The organism is Prevotella sp. TCVGH (assembly GCF_023522295.1).
Taxonomy (GTDB): Bacteria; Bacteroidota; Bacteroidia; order Bacteroidales; family Bacteroidaceae; genus Prevotella; species Prevotella timonensis.
Map to the genome: position 1 here is coordinate 25,993 of NZ_QFFX01000006.1, position 23,867 is coordinate 49,859.

Consider the following 23,867-nt stretch of genomic DNA (forward strand, 5'->3'; position numbering starts at 1 on the left):
AAAAAAGGATAAACTTATATTATTTCAAAAAATTGTTGTAACTTTGCACCGCTTTTCGGCATAACCTCTGGAAGTAGAAGAGTTGCTGTTCATGTTGTGTTGGAACGACAAACAATATTTAATGACCAAATTAAAAATGGATTTAATTAAAGTTGCTGAAGAAGCATTTGCAACCGACAAAAAGTTCCCTGAATTCAAAGCAGGTGATACTATTACTGTCGCTTACAAAATCGTCGAGGGTACCAAAGAGCGTATCCAGCTGTATCGCGGTGTCGTAATAAAGATTTCTGGACACGGTGATAAGAAGCGTTTTACTGTACGCAAAATGTCTGGAACAGTGGGTGTAGAGCGTATTTTCCCTATTGAGTCGCCCAACATTGACTCGATAGAAGTGAACAAGCGTGGTAAAGTACGTCGCGCTAAGTTGTACTACTTACGTGGTCTTACTGGTAAGAAAGCACGTATCCAAGAAAGAAGAACTGTCTCCAACAAATAAGATTCAGGTCAAAAGTATTTTTAAGATAAAAAAGGTCGCAATCGTTGTTGCGACCTTTTTTATTTCACTTCGTCATCATCGTCGTAGTTCAGGTCTGCACTATTCTCACCATGCAAGGCGGCTTTTAAATCTTTCCAATTTTGAAAGCCCGCAAGGAGAGCCAATTTATCCAAAGTAGCTACAGACAGTTTCTCTTTTCTTTGTAGACAATCCCATAGTTTATGTACACCGCTCAAATTTGCACACAAACCATGTTTCGCCAATACATGTACGATTTTCTCATCTTCAGTCAACAGATTACCTGCTGTTTCTCCGACCTTTGCCTCCATTTCTTCTAACAGGTGCTTTATATCATGCAACATCATATTTAGAAATTAATTTAGTAGTATATGCAGAACCTTTATTTTATACATCCACTTGAAGTTAATCATTTGAATACTCTTCTCTTCTCGCTTAACACACAAATGAGCAAACAAAATTACAAAAAAATATGAATAAGAATAAATATTACACTGCAATTAACTGAAACAGTCCAGAAAGTTAAAACCAAAAGATAGCTTAACAGAACAGTTTGCTTTTTATATTTTTCCTATAAAGGAAATGCACTTTCTTTATTCCAGCGGACTTATATATCATAATTTTTATGTAAATTTGTAAACCATTAGAACATTTTCCGATATGAAAGAATTAGCATTAAAGTACGGTTGCAATCCCAATCAGAAGCCTTCACGCATTTATATGGAAGAAGGGGAATTACCAATAGAAGTATTAAATGGTCGTCCAGGCTATATCAACTTCCTTGACGCACTCAATAGTTGGCAATTAGTAAAAGAGCTGAAGGCTGCGACAAGTCTTCCTGCTGCTGCCTCTTTTAAACATGTCTCACCAGCTGGAGCTGCCATTGGACTACCACTAAGCGACACCTTAAAAAAGATTTATTTTGTCGACGATGTAGACTTTGAACTCTCACCCCTTGCCTGTGCTTATGCAAGAGCCCGAGGAGCAGACCGCATGTGTTCGTATGGCGATTTTGTTGCATTGAGTGACACCTGCGATGCAGCAACGGCATTGCTCATCAAACGTGAAGTGAGCGATGGCGTCATTGCACCTGATTATACACCTGAAGCTTTGGAGATTTTGAGAGAAAAGCGCAAAGGGACTTACAATGTCATTAAGATAGACCCAAACTATCAGCCGAATCCTATTGAACACAAACAGGTTTTTGGCATTACCTTTGAACAAGGGCGCAATGAAGTTAAACTTAATGACGATCGATTATTCGAGAACATCCCCACAGAACAGCAATCTTTGCCAGAAAATGCCAAGCGAGATCTTATCATTGCACTTATCACACTCAAATATACCCAGAGCAACAGTGTTTGTTATGTTAAAGATGGACAGGCAATTGGAATAGGAGCTGGGCAACAGAGTAGAATTCATTGCACCCGCTTGGCAGGTGACAAAGCAGACACGTGGTGGCTTCGCCAATGTCCCAAGGTCATGAACTTGCCATTCAAGGAGCATATCCGTCGTGCAGATAGAGACAATGCCATTGACTTATACATTGGCAATGAGGCGGATGCCCTGTTGAAAGACGGTGCTTGGGAACCTATCTTTACGAAAAAACCAGAGCCCTTGACCCAAAAAGAAAAGAAAGAATGGCTTTGCCAAAACACACAAGTGGCATTAGGAAGTGATGCATTCTTCCCCTTTGGAGATAATATTGAACGAGCTCACAAAAGTGGTGTACAATACATAGCACAAGCTGGAGGTTCTGTGAGAGACGATCATGTCATTGAGACTTGCAACAAATACGGCATCACAATGGCATTCACAGGAGTGAGATTATTCCACCATTAATTCATCAAACACAGTGGCATAAGTATCTTCGTATGAAGAACATCTAACAAGAAAGCAAGTACCACTGTTATCAATTTATATGTGTATGGACGATTTTGACGATATATTAGAAAACGGGATAGTCTTTCGCAAGCCTCCTAAAGAGAAAAAAGAGGACGGAAAGATTAAGACCAAAGCCAAGAAAAAGAAGTATATTACAGGAGCACATGGCAGTGGCTCTGCTCGCCAAAAAGCGAAATACCGCACACAGCGAGCCAATAGACATAAAGGGAAAGCGTGATATAAAGATATTGCATTTACTTCGGAGCGTTAGTCTTGTTACGCTTCGAAGTAATTTTTCCTAATTTAGTCAAGGTCAAGGTTACATCTTGTAAACTTCGCTTTGCATGGTCGAACAGTATATTTGGATTGTAACGCCGCCCTCTGTATTTTACTTCAAAATGCAAATGTGCGGTTGTTGCACGTCCTGTTCGCCCTGTTAATCCAATCACCTCACCAGCTTTCACTTTTTGACCCACCTTTACAAAGTTTTTAGATTGATGACTGTAAAGGGTTTCAAAGCCATATTTATGTTTTATTTTGATGCAGTTTCCATACCCATAATGTGGCCCTGACAACGTTACTACTCCATCAAAGGCTGCCACTATCTCATCATTCGGCTTGGTCTTCAAATCTACTCCGCCATGTCCTCGTCTGCCTCCGTAAGGACTTATCACCTTTGCACCAGGAAGAGGATAAGCCCATTGACCTGTTTTCCTCACTTCAGACAAGTTCAGTTGAAAAGAATTACTGTTCTTAAAAGGATTTTCTGGGTCGACTCCTGCACGCTGTTGCTCCTCCGTCACCACTTTCACATCAATGTGATGCCCCACTTTCTTAAACTGAAGCAATTGTGAATATAATTGATGACTCGCAGGACTGAGAATAATCGTTGGATTGATACGGGCACCATTCACCATGATTGAAAAGCGCAAAAATGAGCGTCCTGCACGTTCTCCAATAATTGCAATGGTCTGTCCTGCACGCACATGTTCACCCACTTTCACCAAATTCTGCACTTGATGACTATAAACGGTTTCCAATCCATTCTTATGTCGAATCACTAATACGGGTATTTGAGCTGCATTTCGCTTGGACAAGCGCACAGTACCATCAAACATCGCCTTCACCGCATCTCCCTTCGAGGTTCTGATTTCCAGTTCTTGCTGCGGCAAAAGGATACTCTTTCCCACAGGAAGTGGAAAACAATAATCTGTTGAAGGCAACTTTTTGAAATCAATATAGAATTGATCAGATTTGTCAAAGAGATGAGGTGTAGCAATACTCACCTGCTGTCGTTCTGCAGGAGTGAACTGTTCTGTATCGGGAGCAAAAGCCGACAAGCTCATGACCGAAGCTAAACTCAATATTAATTTTCGTAAAGGAAATTTCATTTCATTACCATTTTGGAGAGACATAGACAGATGCTACCATATTTCGGAATCACCTTTCTACCTGCTCATTCATTTAACAGAATACCATTATATATCCGTCCAGACGCCACTCCCAGCCGTCTTGCAGAAAAATATTGGTCTATCTGGTCGTACGTACAAATGCCTGTCTGTAAAATATGGTGCGCCTTTACCCCCTCCTCTATGAGTTGTAGACGATTGCATTCAGGCAAATCAAGGTGCCACTTCGTCTTCTTCACACTGATAGACGAAAGGGGGAAACCTGCTTTTGCAAATCTTTCAAACACTTCATCACCAACCTCAAAATTCTTTAAGGATATTCCGGGTCCTATACAAGCATACACATCAGCTACCGAGGTGTCATAAACCTGCCGCATCATGGAAAGAGTGTGCTGCACAATTCGCTGCACAGTGCCTCGCCAACCTGCATGAATGGCAGCAATAGCATGATGCTTCGTATCATATAAAAGCACAGGGATGCAATCGGCAGTAGACACACCAATGCAAACTTGTGGTACAGAAGTGATGAGCGCATCCACACCTTCTAACAATAAGTGCTGTGCAGATGGTGACAAAGAAAAGAAATCTTTTTCGATAACCCTTGTCTCGACACCGTGAACTTGATGTGGCAACAAAAGACGGTCAGCACTTAACTGGAGTTCGGCACAAAGAGCTGCTCGATTAGACTGTATGGCTTTCGGTTCATCTCCACAATAAGGATTGATGTTAAACGAACTGTAACAACCCTTACTGACGCCTCCGCTCCGTGTGGTAGAAAAAACTTTTATTTGCTTATGTAATGGGAAATAAGTGAGCAGAGGTGTGGGCAAATCTTTTTGTTGCGCATCAGACATCTTCGTACTCATAATCCTCCAAGTCTTCGATGTCTTGATTGTCATTGTCGTTTATTGGAGTTATTTCCTCCACCTCACCCTCGGCAATGAGTTCCGAAGCCATTTTATCCATCTCTTTGTCCCGATGAATCAAATTGTCTTCTGCAATAATCCCCTGCAGTTTATTACTCTCGCTATTAAGTTCTTTCCACAAAACATCCTTCAGTTCATCCAATCCCTGACCTGTCACAGCAGAAATAAACACAACGGGCAAATCAGTAGGAAGAGTGTCGTGCAGCATCTCGATCAGTTCTTGGTCTAACAAGTCACATTTTGTCACTGCTAAGACACGGTGTTTGTCCATCATATCAGGGTTGAAGGTACGCAGTTCATTGAGCAATATTTCATATTCCTTCTTAATATCATCAGTATCACCAGGTACCATAAACAGTAACAAGGAGTTGCGCTCAATATGTCTCAAAAAACGCAAGCCTAACCCCTTCCCCTCACTCGCACCTTCAATGATGCCTGGAATATCTGCCATGACAAACGAATGATGATCACGATATTCCACAATGCCCAAAGATGGTTCAAGGGTAGTAAACGGATAATTGGCTATCTTAGGCCGTGCACTCGATAAAGAGGAAACCAAGGTAGACTTTCCTGCATTGGGAAAACCAACCAATCCCACATCTGCCAACAATTTAAGTTCTAAGATAACGGTCATTTCTTGCATGGGCTCGCCAGGCTGTGCATAGCGTGGAGCCTGATTGGTGGCTGTTCTAAACTGGAAATTTCCAAGTCCTCCTCGCCCACCTTTCAACAATAATACCTCCTGTCCATGCTCGGTCACATCGCAAATAAACTTACCATTTTCAGCATTATACACCACAGTACCACAAGGAACATCAATATATATATCCTTTCCATCAGTGCCATGACACTTGTCTTTACCTCCATTTCCACCATGTTCGGCAAAGATATGTCGGTCGTACCGTAAATGTAGAAGCGTCCAGTAATTGTGGTTACCACGAAGATAGATGCTTCCTCCCTTACCTCCGTCACCACCATCGGGTCCGCCATTGTAGTTGTATTTAACATGACGAAGGTGCATAGACCCTCGACCGCCTTTTCCCGAACGACAATAAATCTTTACGTAATCAACAAAATTAGACTCCATGAAAACATGATTTAGGGTAAGACAACAAAACATGAAATATGACTATCCTTCAAATTCCTCAGTTCTTTGAACTTGAATGATAGTCATATTAAAAGTCAATTATAAAGCTTCAACGACAGCACAAATATCTGCTGTGATTCTATCCAACTCGCCTAAGCCATCAATGTGGTGATGTATCGCTTCTTGCTTGTACCATTCTATGAGCGGAGCTGTTTGTGCATGATAAACACCTAAACGTTTTTTAATCGTTTCTTCATTATCATCACTGCGACCACTCTGCTGCCCACGCAACAACAATCGCTTCATTAATTCATCTTCTGGCACATCCAGTTCTATCATAGCAGCTACATGATGCCCGCGTTTTGCCAACATTTCTTTCAATGCCTCAGCTTGTGGAATTGTTCGGGGAAATCCATCGAAGATAACTCCCTTATGATTTTTACCAAAACTATCATAAACACTGGCAAGGATATCAATCATCAACTCATCAGGAATCAGCTGCCCTTTGTCAATAAATTCCTTGGCTGTCTTTCCCAAGTCCGTACCATTCTTGATTTCGCTACGCAACACATCTCCCGTAGAAATATGTTCCAAACCAAATTTTTCAATGAGCTTATCGCTCTGTGTGCCCTTTCCTGAACCGGGAGCACCAAAGATTACTATATTTTTCATTCTTCTACTATTGTATAAATATCTCGTAAATTTCTTCCTAACTGGTCATAGTCCAAACCATACCCCACAATAAAATCATTAGGTATCTCCATGGCTACGTACTTAATATTAAGTGGTGCTTTGAGCTTACCAGGCTTCAACAACAAAGTACAAATGTCTAACGAGGCAGGACTACGTGTACCCAATTTTTCTATCATACGCTTCATTGTAGCACCCGTGTCTACAATATCCTCCACAATAATGACTGCACGATTTGTAATATCTTCATTAAGACCTATCACCTCTTTGATTTCACCCGTGGAAGCAATACCTTGGTAAGAGGCCAGCTTCACAAAAGAAATCTCACATGGTATGGTGATATAACGCATCAAATCGGCTGCAAAGATGAAAGAGCCATTTAACACCGCCAACAAAAGCGGATTTTTTCCTTCAAAATCGCGGCTAATTTGGTTGGCAACCTCCTTTACACGGCGTAACAGGTCGGTCTCTGGAATGAACGTCTTAAACGTCTTATCTTTAATCGTAACTTCACTCATGGATGGTATGATTTATATTTAGAAAGCACAAAGTTACTAAAAATATCATGAAGTTGCGAAGCTCATAGGCATTAATTAGTATAATTTAAAATCTATCTATCATCTACAAAATATTGATTTCCATAACCTTTTGACACATTCAAAATCTTTTGTTAAACAGCAAACATAGAGAGATATAATCTTCATTTGTACCCTTTCCTCGGTAAGAATAGCCATCAACATTTCTAACCCATAGAGTTACCTGCATAGAATAATGGAGGAAAGGGCTTACCTTTTTGCAATAATGTTATTAAGCCAATAGGATAGAGAAACAGAGAGTCTTCTTCTTGTTTAACTTTCTATTGGAAACGGCGTAAAGGCAGTGCTGAGTTTCCCTATATGAGGATTTCCATAACAAGAAAAATGATAAAGGGCATTTTTTGAAGAAATTAACTAAAAATAGGAAATACCAATCCCACCTTATTATATTATTTTTGTATTTTTGCAGTAATGAAGATACTAACAAGTGCTCAAATTCAAGAGCTTGACGATTATACCATTGCACACGAGTCCATTAAAAGCATTGATTTGATGGAGCGTGCGGCGCAGGCATTGAGCCTCGCTATCATGAATAGCTGGACGACAACATCGCCCATGGTAGTCTTTGCTGGTCCTGGAAACAATGGGGGTGACGCATTGGCTGTAGCTCGGATATTGGCAGAGAACGGATATTCCATTGATGTGTATTTGTTTAATATTAGCAACAAACTATCCGAGAATTGTGCTGTCAATAGAGTTCGATTGAAAAATCACCCAAAGATTACCCATTTCACGGAAGTTACGCTCAATTTTGAACCTCCTACTTTGGAAGCTAACACCGTTGTCATTGACGGATTGTTTGGAGCAGGACTTAACAAACCACTCACAGGAGGCTTTGCATCACTGGTAAAATATATCAACCAATCGCCTTGCAAGGTGGTAAGCATTGACATGCCTTCAGGACTCTTACCCGAAAACAATGCTTTTAATGTTCGGACAAATATCGTGAAGGCAGATGTAACGCTCACGCTTCAGCACAAAAAGTTGTCCATGATGATGGCGGACATGCAACCCTATATTGGACAAGTAAAAGTGTTAGACATTCAACTTTCAGAAGCTTTTACCCAGCAAATTGATGCCAAATACAACATTGTGGAAGAACATGAAGTGGTTGAGAAGTTGCTAACACGTTCTGAATTTGTACACAAAGGCGACATGGGCCATGCACTATTAGTGGCTGGCAGTTACGGTATGGCTGGTGCTGCAACACTCGCCACTCAAGCTTGTCTGCGAGTAGGCGTGGGAAAAGTGACCACTCACATTCCTAAACATCTTCTTAATATTCTCCAAATATCAGTTCCAGAAGCCATTGTGAGTGTGGATCCTGAAAAAGAACACTTCACCGAACCCGTAGACACAGACCCTTTTGATGCTTTAGGTATAGGTCCTGGATTGGGACAACACGAGAACTCTGCCATCGCCATGATTGCACAAGTAAGGCGTGCGCAGTGTCCCATTGTTGTTGATGCCGATGCTCTGAACATGTTAGGTACACATCGAGCATGGATGCAACAATTGCCCAAGAACATTATTCTTACTCCTCATCCCAAAGAGTTTGACCGACTGGTTGGAAATACAAGTGCTGACAGTTACGAAAGACTCGCAAAAGCCTGCGAATTGGCAGAACGGTTGCACGGCTTCGTGCTATTGAAAGGGCATTATACCGCACTGTGCCAGCCTAACGGAAAAGTATTCTTTAACTCAACAGGCAATGGGGGCATGGCAACTGCAGGTTGTGGAGATGTCTTAACGGGCATCATCACAGGACTATTGGCACGCGGATACCGTCATGCAGACGCATGCATCGTAGGTATGTATCTTCACGGATTGGCGGGCGATTTGGCAGCACAAGAAATGGGAAAAGAGAGTATGATTGCGGGCGATATCATTCGCTGTATACCACAGGCATTCATGAAATTACAGGCATTGCATTGAGGTTTGACACACATCCCTCATGAAACATGATTTGAAATATGAAAAAAACATTTTTATCCACCCTATTTTTAGCATTGAATATCATTGCGCTTTGGGCACAAATTCCTACAGAAGGTGTAACCTACTTCCTACCCAAAACAGCTTTGCGTTTTTCCGTTCTGGTAGAGAAAACAACATTTACACCTGGAAAGTACGCACGCTTTTCAGAAAGATACCTCAAAACACCTGTGAAAGATACGCCCACCACGACCTACAGAATTGTGGGTACTAAAATGAACACCTATGCCGTACCCGACTCCTCTAAGCAGTTTACTGCAACGATTGATAAGAAGCATAGTATCATCAGCGTGAGCAGAGATCAAAATGGAGTAATCATGGCGGTGAACAGTGAGCCAATGCCTGTGGAGAAGGTTACATCTTTTCAGTCAGCACCCAAATCAGTAGCTATTGACCCAGCTAAATACATGACCGCTGAAATATTGGCTGCTGGCAGCAATGCCAAGACGGCAGAACTCATTGCACAGGAGATATACGATATCAGAGACAGCAAAAATCAACTCTCAAGGGGCGAGGCAGACTTCATGCCCAAAGATGGCGAACAACTAAGAATCATGCTGGACAACCTCAACACGCAAGAAAAAGCCATGTTGCAGTTTTTCCAAGGCACCACGATTACCGACACTGTCGAAACTATTGTGGACTATGTCCCTGTCAAAGGAACCGAACACGACTTGCTGTTCCGCTTTTCCAAGTATTTGGGAATGGTGGACAAAGACGACTTGGGAGGTACACCTTATTATATAAGTATCAAAGATGAAGAAATCATCCCCGTACTCTCGCTGCCCGATGAGAATACAAAAAAAGACAAGAACAATGTGGGTATCAATGTAAACCTGCCAGGAAAAATCAATATTACACTTTTGAAAGAGGAACAACCCTTGTCATCTTTCGAAACCTACGCTGCACAATTCGGTCGCATAGAGAACATTAGCGGAAGACTGTGGGGGAAGAAATTTACTACACATTTGGTTCTAAACCCAATAACAGGCAATGTAGAAAATATCAAAATAGAAGCCTTAGACTAAACCAAGAGTGAAAGACGAGTTAAACATTAAAAAATGTTGTATCACTTGGGGATAACAAATTAAAATGTTAACTTTGCAATAACTATCAAAGGTATTAGTAAACCAACTTTATAAAAATAAAAAATATGGTAGATTACAAATCATTAGGACTCGTGAACACTCGCGAGATGTTTAAGAGAGCCATCAATGGCGGATACGCTATTCCTGCTTTCAACTTTAATAACATGGAACAGTTGCAAGCCATTATCAAGGCTACTTCTGACCAAAAATCTCCTGTTATCTTACAAGTTTCTAAGGGTGCACGTCAATATGCCAACCAAACATTACTTCGCTATATGGCACAAGGTGCTGTAGAGTACGCTAAAGAATTGGGTTGCAAGCATCCTGAAATTGCACTCCACTTGGATCACGGAGATTCATTTGAGACCTGCAAGAGCTGCGTTGACTATGGTTTCTCTTCCGTGATGATTGATGGTTCATCACTTCCTTACGAGGAGAACATTGCATTGACCAAGAAAGTTGTAGAATATGCTCATCAGTTTGATGTAACCGTAGAAGGCGAACTCGGCGTTTTGGCTGGTGTAGAAGATGAGGTAGTTGCAGAAGAATCTCATTACACTAAGCCTGAAGAGGTTATCGACTTTGTTAGTCGTACAGGCGTTGACTCGTTGGCTATCTCTATAGGTACCTCACACGGTGCATACAAGTTTAAACCAGAGCAGTGTACACGTGACCCGAAGACAGGCTTGTTGGTACCACCTCCATTGGCTTTCGACGTATTGGACGAAATTATGGAGAAGCTTCCTGGATTCCCAATCGTACTTCACGGTTCTTCTTCTGTACCACAGGAGTATGTAAAGATTATCAACGAAAATGGCGGAAAACTGCCTGATGCAGTTGGTATCCCAGAGGAGCAGTTGCGCAAAGCTGCGAAGAGTGCTGTTTGCAAGATTAATATTGACTCAGACTCTCGTCTTGCTTTCACCGCTGCCGTTCGCAAGGTATTCAACGAAAAGCCAGGAGAATTTGATCCACGCAAATACTGTGGACCAGCTCGCGACTTGATGACAGAGCTTTACACACACAAGATTGTGAATGTTTTAGGCTCTAATAACAAGTTAGCTCAACTCGACTAATTGTCATTGAAGATGAAGAGATAACCATGCATTGTGAGCATTGTCAAGCATGGAATCGTCTTTTCGTCAAGTAGTACGATAGCACTTACCTCCATTGAGTTAAATACATCGTACAGCATTAGATAAAAGCGGGATCAACATTGTTTGATACCCGCTTTCTTTTCAAATCCATGTAAGCACTCTACTATAAATGAGGAAATCTATTATCATGACGGGAATGATGATTTGATAATGTTCTAAATATGGTACGCCTTATTTTTCTATCCGATTTTACAGAAGCCTACGCCCACCATTTACTGCAGGGAATTTTAACCTATGCCAAACAAAAAGACCAAGAAGCATGGGTCGTTTGTCGCATGCCTCCTTCTTATAAAGAAACTTATGGCATAAAAGGCGTTGTTGAATGGGCAAAGAAATGGGAAGCAAATGCTATTATCGGACGATTCAACCATGATGACGACATCGATTTGTTTCGCAGAAATGGAATCATTGCAATAGCACAAGACTTTAAGCGAAGATTTAATAACATTCCAAATATCACCAGCAATTATCACGATACAGGAAGATTGGCTGCCCAGTTTTTTATAGAAAAAGGCTACAAGCATTTTGCATTTTACGGTTACAAAGATACAGTATGGTCTGACGAACGATGTGAAGGATTCTACGAAGGCATTAAAGAAGCTGGGTACAGCAAAAACTTTTATACGTATACCAATCAACAATTGGAAACGCTTTGGTATTACGACACTACCCCATTATTAAATTGGTTAAACCAACTCCCACAACAAACAGCCGTCTTTTGCTGTGATGACAACCAGGGAAATAAAATCACTGAAATTTGTAAAAGTAACAAAATCCAAATCCCAGAACATCTTGCCGTATTAGGAGTAGACAATGATACGACCCTTTGCGAACTGTCCGATCCTCCCCTCTCAAGTATTCATTTAGATATTGAAGCTGGTGGTTATGAAACTGCAGAACTCATCATGAATCTCATGAAACAAAAGGATTTTCAGCCACAAGATGTAATCATCAAGGCTATCTCCATCATCAATAGAGCATCAACCAACAGCTTTGCAACCAATGATATGTACATCAATGAAGCGTTGGAATTTATACACAGCAACTTAGATAAAGCCCTGAATGTGACAGACTTGGTTAAAAAGCTGCCACTATCAAGGAGATTGCTCGAGATGAGATTTAAAAAGGTAACAGGAAGATCGGTTTATAATTATATCATCTATAACAGAATAGAAGAGTTTGCGCGAAAAATTCATGAAACAGACAAACCCATCAATGAAATCGCCACAGAGATGGAGTTTTACAACTACAGTAACTTGGTACAACAATTTAAGCAAATCAAAGGTTGTACACCTACTGAATTTCGCAAAAGAAACAAAGCATACGACTTGTAACAAGTTACATTTCATTGCATAAACACTCATGACGGTCTATTATTTGCACAACTATTGCACAACGAACAACACAAAAAAGACAAAAACATAATTTGTTCAGAAGTGTAGGATTGTTGTACTTTCAGTAAATTCATACACCGCTCTTTTGTCCTGTTATTTTACCAAAAAACGGTCATTGAAAATCTTCAAAATAGAAAATTTTAATAGGCAAACCATCCACAAAAGTACCCTGATTTGAGCAAAAAAAACGTCTTTTCAAGTTAGAATATTGACTTAACGCTCTTGGAAACACTCTTTAAGGGTGTTATTCACATGCTTCAGCACCATTAAAGCATGCAAATTGCAGGCTTATCTCAATGCTTTAGGCGCCAAGAAAGGGTAAAAATAGGAAAGAAAAGAGATGTTACAAACGTAACATCCTTAACTACAACGAATTATGAAACTCGCTCATTTTTCGCGTATTTGCGACCAACTTTGCCGTTGGTTGTTAATACGCGAGTTATGAGAGGCACTTTGTAAAGAAAATTCAGCATCTATTATCCTTCTTTACAGCGTGCCACCAATGGTTCATATTCTGCCTTTTGGAGGCTTTTCATTGTAAAAATATCATCCTTCAATGAAAGAGCCGTGTGTTATTTGACGTGTTTACGCATTTTCGATATTAAAATGCGCAAATACGTATCTACATTCAATAGAAAAGTACTAAATTCGCAACATTGAACCAAAGGTCTTAAAATCTAATAAGAAGTTTTCAATAATAAAAGAGAAATACAAGCAACTCATTTATTACGAATAGATTACAAAACTATGAAAAGAACAAGAACCGTATCTATTTTTACCCACTTATGCTAAAAATATAAGCTACGCTAATTATCTTTGCATGGCAAAAAGAGAAATCTAAAACAATTATACTATCACTATTAATTTCAACTGCATGAAGAAGTTTATTTTTTCAGTAGGCAACAAAAACAAGCTGTTCAAAGTCACCGCTTTAACGGCATTGACACTGTGTTTGCCTGCTATGGCATCTGCATATAATGCAAATGCAAACAAGGTAGAGATGAGTCAGCAGAAAGCTGACCAAATTACAGGTACCGTAACTGATACTAATGGAGAACCAGTTATTGGTGCTACCATTAAAATTGTAGGTAGTAGCAACGGTACTGTCACAGACGTAAATGGTAAATTTACACTCAGCGTTGCAAGAAATGCTGAACTGCAGATTTCATCTATTGGGTATGTTACTAAAAAAGTAACAGTAGTTAGCAATAACTTAAATGTTGTTTTGGCAGAGGATCGTGCTTCCCTTGATGAGGTAGTTGTATTAGGCTACGGTGCTGGTCAGCGCAAACAAGACCTTTCTGCCTCTGTAGGTGTGATTAATAATGCGGATAAACTATCCGTTCGTCCAGTCAGCTCTACGGAGGGTATGCTGCAAGGTCAGTTAGCAGGTGTTACTATTACAGCCAATGGAGGTGACCCTACTTCTGCACCAAACATTGTTATTCGCGGACAAGGCTCCATGAATGGCGACAATGTGCTGTGGGTTGTAGACGGCATCCCAGGCGCTCCTATTCCTTCTATGAATGACATAGAGTCAATTGTTGTACTGAAAGATGCTGCATCAGCAGCCATCTATGGTGCACAATCGGGAGCTGGAGGCTGCGTGTTGGTAACAACCAAGAAAGCCAAAGAAGGAAAAGTGAGCTTGAGTTATGACGGTTTATATGGTTTCAGACAAGCTACCAACCTGCCCAAAGCACTCACTGCAGAAGAGCAAATCAAACTAGCTAATATCTCGTATAAGGCAGCAGGACTGGATACTCCTATTGGTTGGGATACAAAAGTGAATCCTTATATCGCCACCAATCGTACAGACTGGATGGACGAAGTATTTAGAAATGCTTTCTACCAAAGACACAACGTGGTTATCAACACAGGTACCTCCTCGGCAAGAAGCCGGTTGAGTTATGCCTATGACGGCGATGACGGTGTATTGATTGGCACATTTAACAAGAGACACACCATACATTATAACGGTCAGTTCGACATTAACAAATGGATAACCATTACTGAGGATTTCACTTGGCGCAACTCGCAAATGCGCGGAGCCAATACTGCAAATCCAGAAGGTGGTGTCATTATGAACGCATTACACATGCCTTCGAGTGCCAGTGTTTACAATCCAGACGGAACCTATGGCGGCGTTTCAGAGCCTGGTAACGGTTACACCGACATCCATGGTGATGCTATCAACCCTGTGCGCATACTATGTGCCAGCAATGCTTATAACAAAACGAGTGATATGTGGTCAACCACCTCACTACAACTCCATGACATTGTTCCAGGATTGAAGTTTACCAGCAGATTTTCTTTCAACATTGAAAACAACTTCTATAAGGAGTTCAACCCTATGCGTCCTGAGTCTGGTAAGCCACAACTATTTAACGAGATGAACGAATCGGCTTACAGATATAAAAAATGGATGACAGAAAATACGCTGACTTACGATAATGCCTTTGGGAAACACAACCTGGGGCTTTTGTTATCTACAACAGCCAACAAGTTGGTACAACGAGGTGTTAGTGTGTATGCACGTGGTTTCTCGGACGAAACTCCTGCTCTACAATATTTGGCATACGCTGGAACTACCACACCAAAAGACTATCTCATTGGTCCTGATGCAAACGTAGCTTGCATTGCACGTGCTTCTTACTCATACGATGATCGTTATTTCCTAACAGCATCATGGCGTAGAGACTACGCAGGTCGTCTGCCTAAGGATAATAACTATGGCGACTTCCCTGCTTTTACAGGTGCATGGAAAATCTCAAATGAAAGCTGGTTCCCTAAAAATAAAAATCTAAACTTACTGAAACTTCGTGCTTCCTGGGGACGCGTTGGTAATCTTGGCTCCATTGGCTATGGTTACAAAGCTGCACAACTGTCATCATCGGTATGGTCAGAAGGTGCACAGTACGGCGTTACAAGTAACACCTTATGGGGAACCCTCATATATAATGGTACAGCATTAAATCCATCGTTGACTTGGGAAACATCCGAGCAGTGGGATTTAGGTTTGGATGCAACCATGTTCAACAACAGACTGTCTTTAGGATTTGACTATTTCAACAAGCGCACCTACAATCTTATACAACAACAATCTGTAGGTTGGCCATCGACAATTGGACTTGATGCCATGCTTGTTAACTTAGGAGAAGTTAAGAACGAAGGTGTGGAAGTGCAAGCCGCATGGAACGATCAGGTGAACAAAGACTTCTCTTATTATATCAATGGTAACTTTGCGTGGCTGAAAAACCGTGTTACCGACACTGGTACTCATGATGAGAATGGTAATCCAGGCATCTGGGTTGGTGACGTTTACGGACATAATGACTTCAAGACCCTAACGAATCTTTTCCAGACAACGCAAGGACAAGCTCTTAACTCGTTCCACCTCATTAAGACAGACGGTATTTTCCAAAGTGATGAAGAAGCTGCAGCATACGTTGACAAAGATGGAAAACGGATTCAACCCAATGCTAAGGCTGGTGATTTGAAGTTTGTTGATGCGAACAACGATGGAAAGATTGACGACAAAGACCGGCAATATTGTGGTAGTTCTATGCCAAAGACGACCTATGCGCTCACAGCAGGATTTAATTGGAAAGGGCTATCTGTAAGTGCTATGTTCCAAGGTGTGTCTGGCGCTCAGGCGCTCTTTGTAGGAAAGGGCCTCACGCTGAGCGACACAGAGGGTAACTTCAACCGCTGGAACAAGATATTGGATGCGTGGTCTCCTGAAAACAGAGGAAGCGACATTCCACGTATTTCGAAGAACGATCCTAACGGTAACTTCACAACTTCTTCGGATTGGTACTTGGAAGATGCATCCTACTTGCGCTTAAAGAACCTAACCATAGGATACGACTTTACAGACTTTATCCGGAAATGGGGACACCTGAACGATCGTAAAAGCTCGCTCTACGTATATTTCAGCGCAGAGAATGTTTTCACCATCACCAAGTATTCGGGCATGGACCCAGAGGTGGGTGGCTTTGACACGATGAAATATCCTCTGTCAAGAGTATTTTCATTAGGTGTAAAGATTACTTATTAAAACCAAACAGCTAAGAATTTATCATTATGAAAAAATATATTTCAATTATCACTGTTGTAGCTGCTGTGACTTTTACATCGTGCAGCGACTTTCTTGACGTACAGCCAGAGGGAAAGCCAACAACTGAAAACTATTTTGCCAATGACCAACAAGCCATTGATGCCATTGACATGTTGTACGGAAGGTTGCACCAAGAGAATGTTTTTGGCCGTGAATTCTTCTGGGAACAAGGCGGCGGTCAGGATGTTGTATGGGGACGCACGCGAGGCTATGGCACGTTAGCAACCTTGAAATACAGCGGTGACGAAAGTCCATTAAGAGACACTTTCGAGCAATTTTATAACCAAATGGCAAGAGCCAACTGGGTCATTGTAAAGTTACTGAACAAGGAAAAACAAACCAAATTGACTCCAGTAGAGAGCCGCTCGTTAGGTGAAGCTTTGTTTGTACGTGGAATGTGCCACTTCTATATCGCATACCGCTATGGTACTGATAAACAGGGTGTGCCATTTGTACGCTACGAAGATTTTGAAAATGGCTATGACAACAGCATTCCAAAGCAAAGTGCAACGGTCATGGACGATTACAAGATGATTATTGAAGACATGGACAAAGCCATACAATATCTTCCTACGGTTGATCAATACGATGACAATAATAAGGGTCGTGCACACCAAGCTGCTTGTGTAGCATACAAGGCAAAGACTTACGCATATTGGGCTTGTTGGGACAAGTCACAGTGGAAACATGTTGTTGCTTGTGTTGATGAACTGGAAAACAAATATGGACGCGGTCTTGCTTCTACCTATGATGAGGTATTTACCTCAGACATGAGCAAATTCTATGGGAAAGAATATCTATGGGGTGTGCCTGGCTATGGCGGTCAAACACCTGGTGGAATTGAATTCACAGGCGTTGTTTTGGAAAACAAAGGATGGGGTGTCTATAACGGATGGGGACAAAACAAGCCCTCATACGAGATCTACGAAGAGCTGATGAAAGACGGCAAAGACAACGTACGCTTGAAACGTACTCTGTTAGAGTACAATCAAGAGTTCAAATTCTTTGGAAAAACCAGAAAATTCTTTTCTGCATCTGACGTAGAATCGGGCTTCATGTGCAACAAGTATATGCAAGCATTCGAACCAAAAGACTGTGTAGAGAAAGGAATGGTTAGTGGCAACGGTAACTGGCCCACTACTCGCATCATGTTCCCGTTAATTCGTATGGCAGAAATGTATCTGTTCCGTGCAGAAGCCAACATCATGATTGGCAACGCAGCTGCTGCCGCCAAAGATATTAATAAGGTGCGAAATCGCTCAAACCTCGCTTCACTCGACCACAATCCTACAATGATGGATATCTATCACGAACGAAGATGTGAACTTACCTTCGAGTTTTACGATGCTCTCTATGACTTAAAGCGCTGGCACAAGAGCTGTCCAGAGCTCAAAAACGTTACTGCCAAAGCATTGACTAGTCAACCTCGTGTTCGTAAGTACAAGGATCGTTCTAATCCTGAATCATCCTTTGAGATTGTACCTTATGCAGATAATCAGGATAGGATTACTACTTACGACGACCACCTCATTGTGTTCCCATATCCAAGTAAGGTAATCACTGAATCGAATGGGCAACTAAAGCAAAATGAGGGATACAACTAATTCTATCCGTCGTTAATATAGAAGATAGTCTATCCTTTCCACAAAAAAGGATAGACTATTTTTATAAATATTTTGTACTTTTGTAAATCTAAGAAATTATATTTAATGAAACGTCAAATTCTGCTATTAGTAGCACTATTAGTAAACGCTTACGCGGGCTTGTTTGCACAAAATACCAATATGCAAACATACACCATGGAGCATCCATACAAGGTAGAAAAGCTCAAGGCTCCCAAAGGTAAAAAAGTAAAAAATGTTATTTTAATGATAGGCGATGGCATGTCGCTGATGGATGTCTATTCCGCTTGGGTGTGCAATCGAGGATGTTTATGGCTCGACAATGCACAATACATTGGACTGTCGGCTACCCATTGCACCGATAAACTCATCACCGACTCGGGCGCAGGTGGCACAGCATTGGCAACAGGACACAAAACAAAATACCATGCCGTAGGGGTTGACCCAGAAGGAAAACCGCTTACAACAATCATAGATCTTGCAAAACGAAAAGGCAAAGATGCGGGAATTGCTGTAACATGCCGCTTATGGGATGCCACGCCTGCCGACTTCTGCTGCCATAACATTAACAGGGACAACGAACAAGAAATTGTAGCCGACTATCCAACCAGTGGCGTTGACTTTGCTTTTGGTGGTGGAGCCAAATACTTCACAAACAGGAAAGACGGTCGCAACATCTTCGAAGAGCTGAAAAATCAAGGTTACTACATTGCCAAGACGTGGGAGGAATTAGAAAAATGGGAAAGCGGAAAGGTGTTCTGCGTGCCTTACGAGGTGGATACTCCCCTGCCTGATGAGCGTGGTGACTTGCTTGCTCGCGCTACCATGAAAGGCATCAGCTTGATGAATCAAAACAAGAACGGCTTTTTCATGATGGTTGAAGGGTCACAATTAGACGACTATGGACATTTTAATCAACTGGATATGCTCATGAAAGAATTGCACGACTTTGACCGCACCATCGGTGAAGTCATGAAATGGGCTGCCAAAGATGGTGAAACGTTAGTTGTCGTAACTGCTGACCATGAAACGGGAGGTCTTACTTTGCACGGGGGTGATTTAGCAACTGGACGCATTGAAGCAAAATTTGCAAGCACTGGTCACACTGGCGTTATGGTTCCCGTATACGCTTTCGGTCCTGGTGCAGAAGAATTTACTGGATTCATGGACAATACAGAAATATTCTGGAAGATCAAAAAACTAATGCGACTATAATTGAGGCTTGCACTATTCGTCTCAAAAGTCGGTCAATACTCGAAATTATACCTACCAGTCACACAAGATACAAGCAAAAAAAACTGGTATGTACTATCAAGAAATCCTATCGCAAGATAACTTATCAAAGCTTACATCATCAATTATGCTGAAAAAACTTAATCAACTTCTTCTCTTCCTCGGTATTATGTTGCCACTGAACATAATGGCACAAAACCTAATATCGTCGGGGTCTCCTCTGTACAAACTACCTTACAAGAATACCTACGTCATGGAAACGTTAGTGGCAGAGAACAGTTTTCGTACGGCTAAGGTTGAGAAGACCCAACCAGGAACCTTTGCACAAGCCAAAAAAGTGTTGCCATCTCCCTATTGGGAAGGGCACAACAAGGAAATAGAGATGTACTGGAAGGCATGGGAAATAGGGATTAAAAACATCTGTCAGCCGTTAGATGACTCTGGATTTGTAACCAGTTATATCGCTCCAGCCTACAACGGAAACATCTTTATGTGGGACAATGCCTTTATCACAATGTTCTGTCGATATGGTAAAAACTTCTTCCCATTTCAGAAAAGCTTAGATAACTTTTATGCCAAGCAACATCCCGATGGCTTTATTTGTAGAGAGATACGTGCCGATGGTAGCGATTGTTTCGGTCGATACGACCCTACCAGCACGGGGCCCAATATTCTGCCATGGTCCGAATGGCTGTATTATACGCAGTTTGGCGATGACAATAGGCTCAACAAGGTATTCCCTGTACTGGCGGCATACTACAAGTGGTTAAAGCTAAACCGTACTTGGCGCAATGGTACTTATTGGTCGAGTGGCTGGGGAACGGGCATGGATAATATGCCACGAGTACAAGACGGATACAACACCATCTACAGTCATGGACACATGATATGGTTAGATGCCTGCTTGCAACAAATCATGGTGGCTAAGATTTTGTTGAAAATGGGCTTCTACTTGGAACGTTGGCAAGAGATAGAAACCTTCGAAGATGATATAAAGCATCTTTCACAATACATTAACGACAATATGTGGAGCGACAAAGATGGCTTTCTCTATGACCAATACGCGGATAACAGCCTTAGTACTACACAAGGTATCTATGCCTATTGGGCGCTACATACCGACGTGTTGTCCAAAGACCGGTTGGATAAACTGGTTGCTCACTTGACCGATACTACCAAATTTAACCGTCCGCATCGCGTCCCTTCCCTCTCGCATAGTCATCCTAAATACAAAGCTAATGGGCGTTATTGGGTTGGAGGCGTATGGCCAGGCACCAATTATATGATCATCTCTGGACTCGTAGACAAAGGATTTCGACAGTTGGCATGGGATATTACCATGAATCATTATAACAACGTACTGGAGGTGTACAAAAAGACGGGTACTTTTTTTGAGTATTATGCACCTGAAAGTAATCATCCTGGCTTCATGGCTCGCAAGGACTTTGTAGGTTGGACGGGGCTTCCTCCCATTGCAGAACTCATAGAATACATCTTTGGCATTCGAGCCAACCATGAACAGAACGCCATTACATTGGATGTCAACCTGTTAGATGCTTATGGTATTGATAAGTATCCTTATGGTCAAGATGGACTTATTTCCTTCAAAGTACAAAAACGTAACTCCAAAGAGGAGAAGCCTAAGGTCACGATTCAAACGAACGTTCCCTTTAAAGTCATCTTACTTTGGAGTGACAAAAAAATAGAACAACAGGTTGGGGTTGGTAAACATTCCCTCTAACACTTTTATTGATATAAAAACTAAGCATATATCAAACAATGACAACACGTATAGCCATCGACCTTGGTGGTACCAATCTTAGAGCTGCGAGAGTAAGAAATGGGCAAATTGAAGCCTCCCTGCAAGAGCCATGCCTTGCCAACGGAACTCAAAATGAAGTGCTAGAGCAAATCATTCAAATGATAACACGGCTCAACCAGTCATCAGTTGAACGCATAGGCATAGCAGTACCCTCCATTGTAGACTACAAAAAGGGCATTGTTTACCACGTACAAAACATACCTTCGTGGACAGAGGTACATCTAAAGGATATTCTTGAACAACGCTTTAACTTGGAGACAAGGGTGGACAATGACGTGAATTGCTTTGTTGCTGCAGAGAATGTGCTGGGAGCGGGACAACCTTTCAGAGATTTTGTAGGCATCACTTTAGGAACAGGTGTCGGTGCTGGCATCGTTATCAACAATGAGGTGTACCGAGGAGTCCATACAGGTGCTGGCGAAATTGGCTGTATTCCTTATTTAGATAGCATCTACGAAGACTACACCAGCAGTCAGTTGTTCAACAAATGGCACACAACGGGGCAGCAAGAAGCATTGAAAGCCGCACAAGGAGACCAAGCAGCACTCGAAAAATGGCAAGAATTAGGCTTCCATTTAGGAAAGTTATTGCAAGTAATTCTGTACGCATACAACCCTGAAGCCATCATCATCGGAGGCGGCATCTCTTTGTCGCACCCTCTCTTTGAACAATCAATGTATGAGTCAATGCACGAAAAATTCTTGTTCCCGAAAGAAGCCGAAGCCGTTCAAATCATCTTTTCTAAGCTTAAAGACAGTAATATTTTAGGTGCTGCCCAATTATAAAATTTATTCATTTATCCATTCTCACAAATAATGAAAAAGTCACTTTTCTTGTCATTGCTACTGACATTCCTAACCACGTTTAATGTATGGAGTCAGCACTCGTTCCGTTTCCATGATGGAAAGTTTAGGATAGCTCAATTCACAGACATTCACTGGGATGCGAAATCTGCTAATTGCAAGCAAACTTCAGCAATCATTCAGAAGGTCATACAAACGGAAAAGCCCGACATCGCCATTCTTACGGGCGATATTGTAACCGAACAACCTGCCGGCGAAGGTTGGAAATCAATCATCCAAATCTTTGAAAATTCTCATCTGCCTTTTGTGGTTGTAATGGGAAATCATGATGCCGAGGTGATGAGTAAAAAAGAAATATACCAACAGCTTACAGCTTCTCCCTATTACGCAGGATGTATCGGGGCAACCAACATCACGGGGTATGGCAACTGTTCTATTCCTATTTATTCTTCAAATAAGAGCAGCGACCAACCAGCAGCCTTGATTTATTGCATTGACTCCAACGATTACCAGCCTATCAAAGAGTATGGTGCATACGATTGGATACACTTTGACCAGATACAATGGTATCGGACAGAAAGTAAGAAATATACCCAAGCCAATGGTAACAAGCCACTCCCATCACTTGCTTTCTTCCATATACCGCTAGTAGAGTTCAAGCATGTAGTGGCTCGCAACGACTACTTGGGGAGCTATGGCGATGGTGAGGTCTGTTCATCCAATATCAATTCGGGCATGTTTGCTTCTTTCATTGACATGAAAGATGTAATGGGCGTGTTTTGTGGACACGACCACGACAACGATTTCATCGGCATGGAATACGATATTGCCTTAGGTTATGGTCGTGTGAGTGGTCTTGATGCGTATGGAAAAGTAGACCGTGGCGGTAGAATCATTGAGCTATACGAAGGTCAGCGCAAATTTGATACATGGGTACGGACAGCCAACAAGAAAGAGGACACTTTCTACTATCCGTCTGCACTCACTTCGAAAGATGAACGAATCATGAACTATCTGCCTGCGAAACCAGTCAAGCCATCCAAGCAGGGAGTAGCATACACGTATTTTGAAGGTAAGATTAAGCACACCAAAGACATTCACACTTTGAAAAAGGTAGAGAGTAGAACAATGAAAAACTTCTCTATCAGCAACGCAAAGCAAAACGACCATTTTGCTTATATCTTCCGAGCATTCATCCAAATAAAAGAACGTGGCGTATATCGTTTCTACACCTATTCAGACGATGGCAGCAAATTATTGATTGATAACCAATTAGTTGTTGACAATGATGGTGGACACAGTGCACGAAGAGCTGAAGGAAAAGTGGCGCTTGAGCCAGGTTTTCATGAAATTGAGGTTCGATACTTTGAAGACTATATGGGACAGGAATTGCAGGTAGGCTATGCCAGTCGCAATATCACCGAGCGTCCATTGCCCGACAACATCCTTTTCTTGCCACAACCATAAAGCAAACTATATCCCTCAAGGAAAATGCGTATGAACAAAAATCCCACCGTTGGGGTTTGTTCA

19 protein-coding genes are annotated in these 23,867 nt (G+C 41.6%); 13 read left to right on the forward strand and 6 right to left on the reverse strand.

Annotated elements, in window-relative coordinates:
- Nucleotides 1–136 precede the first annotated feature (136 nt).
- Entirely contained in the window at nucleotides 137–496 is a 360-nt protein-coding gene (gene rplS, locus DEM91_RS02070) for a 50S ribosomal protein L19 (RefSeq protein WP_103003271.1), read from the forward strand.
- Nucleotides 497–555: 59 nt separating this feature from the next.
- Here rplS and DEM91_RS02075 read toward each other — a convergent pair whose 3' ends face one another.
- On the reverse strand, nucleotides 556–858 hold the full coding sequence (locus tag DEM91_RS02075) for a hypothetical protein (protein WP_249857801.1): 303 nt from the start codon (nucleotides 856–858) through the stop codon (nucleotides 556–558).
- A gap of 316 nt (nucleotides 859–1,174) precedes the next feature.
- Here DEM91_RS02075 and DEM91_RS02080 point away from each other — a divergent pair, with 316 nt between their 5' ends.
- Together DEM91_RS02080 and DEM91_RS02085 are read left to right on the forward strand one after the other, a co-directional pair.
- Nucleotides 1,175–2,356, forward strand: a complete 1,182-nt coding sequence (locus DEM91_RS02080; RefSeq protein WP_249857802.1) for a phosphoribosylaminoimidazolecarboxamide formyltransferase — start codon at nucleotides 1,175–1,177, stop codon at nucleotides 2,354–2,356.
- A gap of 85 nt (nucleotides 2,357–2,441) precedes the next feature.
- Nucleotides 2,442–2,636, forward strand: coding sequence for a hypothetical protein (locus DEM91_RS02085; protein ID WP_008122929.1), 195 nt, complete (start codon nucleotides 2,442–2,444; stop codon nucleotides 2,634–2,636).
- Between the two features lie 16 nt (nucleotides 2,637–2,652).
- On the opposite strand, the gene DEM91_RS02090 is transcribed toward DEM91_RS02085, so the two are convergent.
- The 5 genes from DEM91_RS02090 to hpt form a co-directional block, all read right to left on the reverse strand.
- Nucleotides 2,653–3,789 (reverse strand): M23 family metallopeptidase, encoded by a 1,137-nt coding sequence (locus DEM91_RS02090; protein ID WP_249857804.1) that lies wholly within the window; start codon nucleotides 3,787–3,789, stop codon nucleotides 2,653–2,655.
- Between the two features lie 65 nt (nucleotides 3,790–3,854).
- The gene (pgeF, locus tag DEM91_RS02095) at nucleotides 3,855–4,673 is read right to left on the reverse strand and encodes a peptidoglycan editing factor PgeF (RefSeq protein WP_249857806.1); all 819 of its coding nucleotides are present in this window, start codon (nucleotides 4,671–4,673) and stop codon (nucleotides 3,855–3,857) included.
- Nucleotides 4,654–5,820 carry a GTPase ObgE gene (gene obgE, locus DEM91_RS02100; RefSeq protein WP_249857808.1) on the reverse strand — a complete coding sequence of 389 codons (1,167 nt, stop codon included), beginning with the start codon at nucleotides 5,818–5,820 and terminating at the stop codon, nucleotides 4,654–4,656. The genes pgeF and obgE overlap by 20 nt, the downstream gene beginning before the upstream one ends.
- A gap of 99 nt (nucleotides 5,821–5,919) precedes the next feature.
- A complete protein-coding gene (locus tag DEM91_RS02105; protein ID WP_249857810.1) occupies nucleotides 5,920–6,492 on the reverse strand; it encodes an adenylate kinase in 573 nt (190 codons plus the stop codon).
- Complete coding sequence (gene hpt, locus DEM91_RS02110; RefSeq protein WP_249857812.1) at nucleotides 6,489–7,028, reverse strand: hypoxanthine phosphoribosyltransferase; 540 nt, start codon at nucleotides 7,026–7,028, stop codon at nucleotides 6,489–6,491. The genes DEM91_RS02105 and hpt overlap by 4 nt, the downstream gene beginning before the upstream one ends.
- 489 nt (nucleotides 7,029–7,517) lie before the next feature.
- Here hpt and DEM91_RS02115 point away from each other — a divergent pair, with 489 nt between their 5' ends.
- From DEM91_RS02115 to DEM91_RS02160, 10 genes are all read left to right on the forward strand, one after another.
- Nucleotides 7,518–9,041: an NAD(P)H-hydrate dehydratase gene (locus tag DEM91_RS02115; RefSeq protein WP_249857814.1), complete on the forward strand. Its 1,524-nt coding sequence runs from the start codon at nucleotides 7,518–7,520 to the stop codon at nucleotides 9,039–9,041.
- 38 nt (nucleotides 9,042–9,079) lie between these two features.
- Nucleotides 9,080–10,126 carry a DUF4831 family protein gene (locus tag DEM91_RS02120; protein ID WP_249857816.1) on the forward strand — a complete coding sequence of 349 codons (1,047 nt, stop codon included), beginning with the start codon at nucleotides 9,080–9,082 and terminating at the stop codon, nucleotides 10,124–10,126.
- Between the two features lie 125 nt (nucleotides 10,127–10,251).
- Nucleotides 10,252–11,262 (forward strand): class II fructose-bisphosphate aldolase, encoded by a 1,011-nt coding sequence (locus DEM91_RS02125; RefSeq protein WP_195253725.1) that lies wholly within the window; start codon nucleotides 10,252–10,254, stop codon nucleotides 11,260–11,262.
- A 242-nt stretch (nucleotides 11,263–11,504) separates the two neighbouring features.
- Nucleotides 11,505–12,677, forward strand: coding sequence for a DNA-binding transcriptional regulator (locus tag DEM91_RS02130; protein WP_249857818.1), 1,173 nt, complete (start codon nucleotides 11,505–11,507; stop codon nucleotides 12,675–12,677).
- Between the two features lie 934 nt (nucleotides 12,678–13,611).
- On the forward strand, nucleotides 13,612–16,797 hold the full coding sequence (locus DEM91_RS02135; RefSeq protein WP_410525614.1) for a SusC/RagA family TonB-linked outer membrane protein: 3,186 nt from the start codon (nucleotides 13,612–13,614) through the stop codon (nucleotides 16,795–16,797).
- Between the two features lie 26 nt (nucleotides 16,798–16,823).
- Complete coding sequence (locus DEM91_RS02140; RefSeq protein ID WP_249857820.1) at nucleotides 16,824–18,461, forward strand: RagB/SusD family nutrient uptake outer membrane protein; 1,638 nt, start codon at nucleotides 16,824–16,826, stop codon at nucleotides 18,459–18,461.
- Nucleotides 18,462–18,566: 105 nt separating this feature from the next.
- Nucleotides 18,567–19,694: an alkaline phosphatase gene (locus DEM91_RS02145; RefSeq protein WP_036864600.1), complete on the forward strand. Its 1,128-nt coding sequence runs from the start codon at nucleotides 18,567–18,569 to the stop codon at nucleotides 19,692–19,694.
- A 145-nt stretch (nucleotides 19,695–19,839) separates the two neighbouring features.
- Entirely contained in the window at nucleotides 19,840–21,453 is a 1,614-nt protein-coding gene (locus DEM91_RS02150) for an MGH1-like glycoside hydrolase domain-containing protein (protein ID WP_036875581.1), read from the forward strand.
- A 38-nt stretch (nucleotides 21,454–21,491) separates the two neighbouring features.
- The gene (locus DEM91_RS02155; RefSeq protein WP_230583440.1) at nucleotides 21,492–22,319 is read left to right on the forward strand and encodes an ROK family protein; all 828 of its coding nucleotides are present in this window, start codon (nucleotides 21,492–21,494) and stop codon (nucleotides 22,317–22,319) included.
- A 30-nt stretch (nucleotides 22,320–22,349) separates the two neighbouring features.
- A complete protein-coding gene (locus DEM91_RS02160) occupies nucleotides 22,350–23,804 on the forward strand; it encodes a metallophosphoesterase (protein ID WP_249857822.1) in 1,455 nt (484 codons plus the stop codon).
- Nucleotides 23,805–23,867 lie beyond the last annotated feature (63 nt).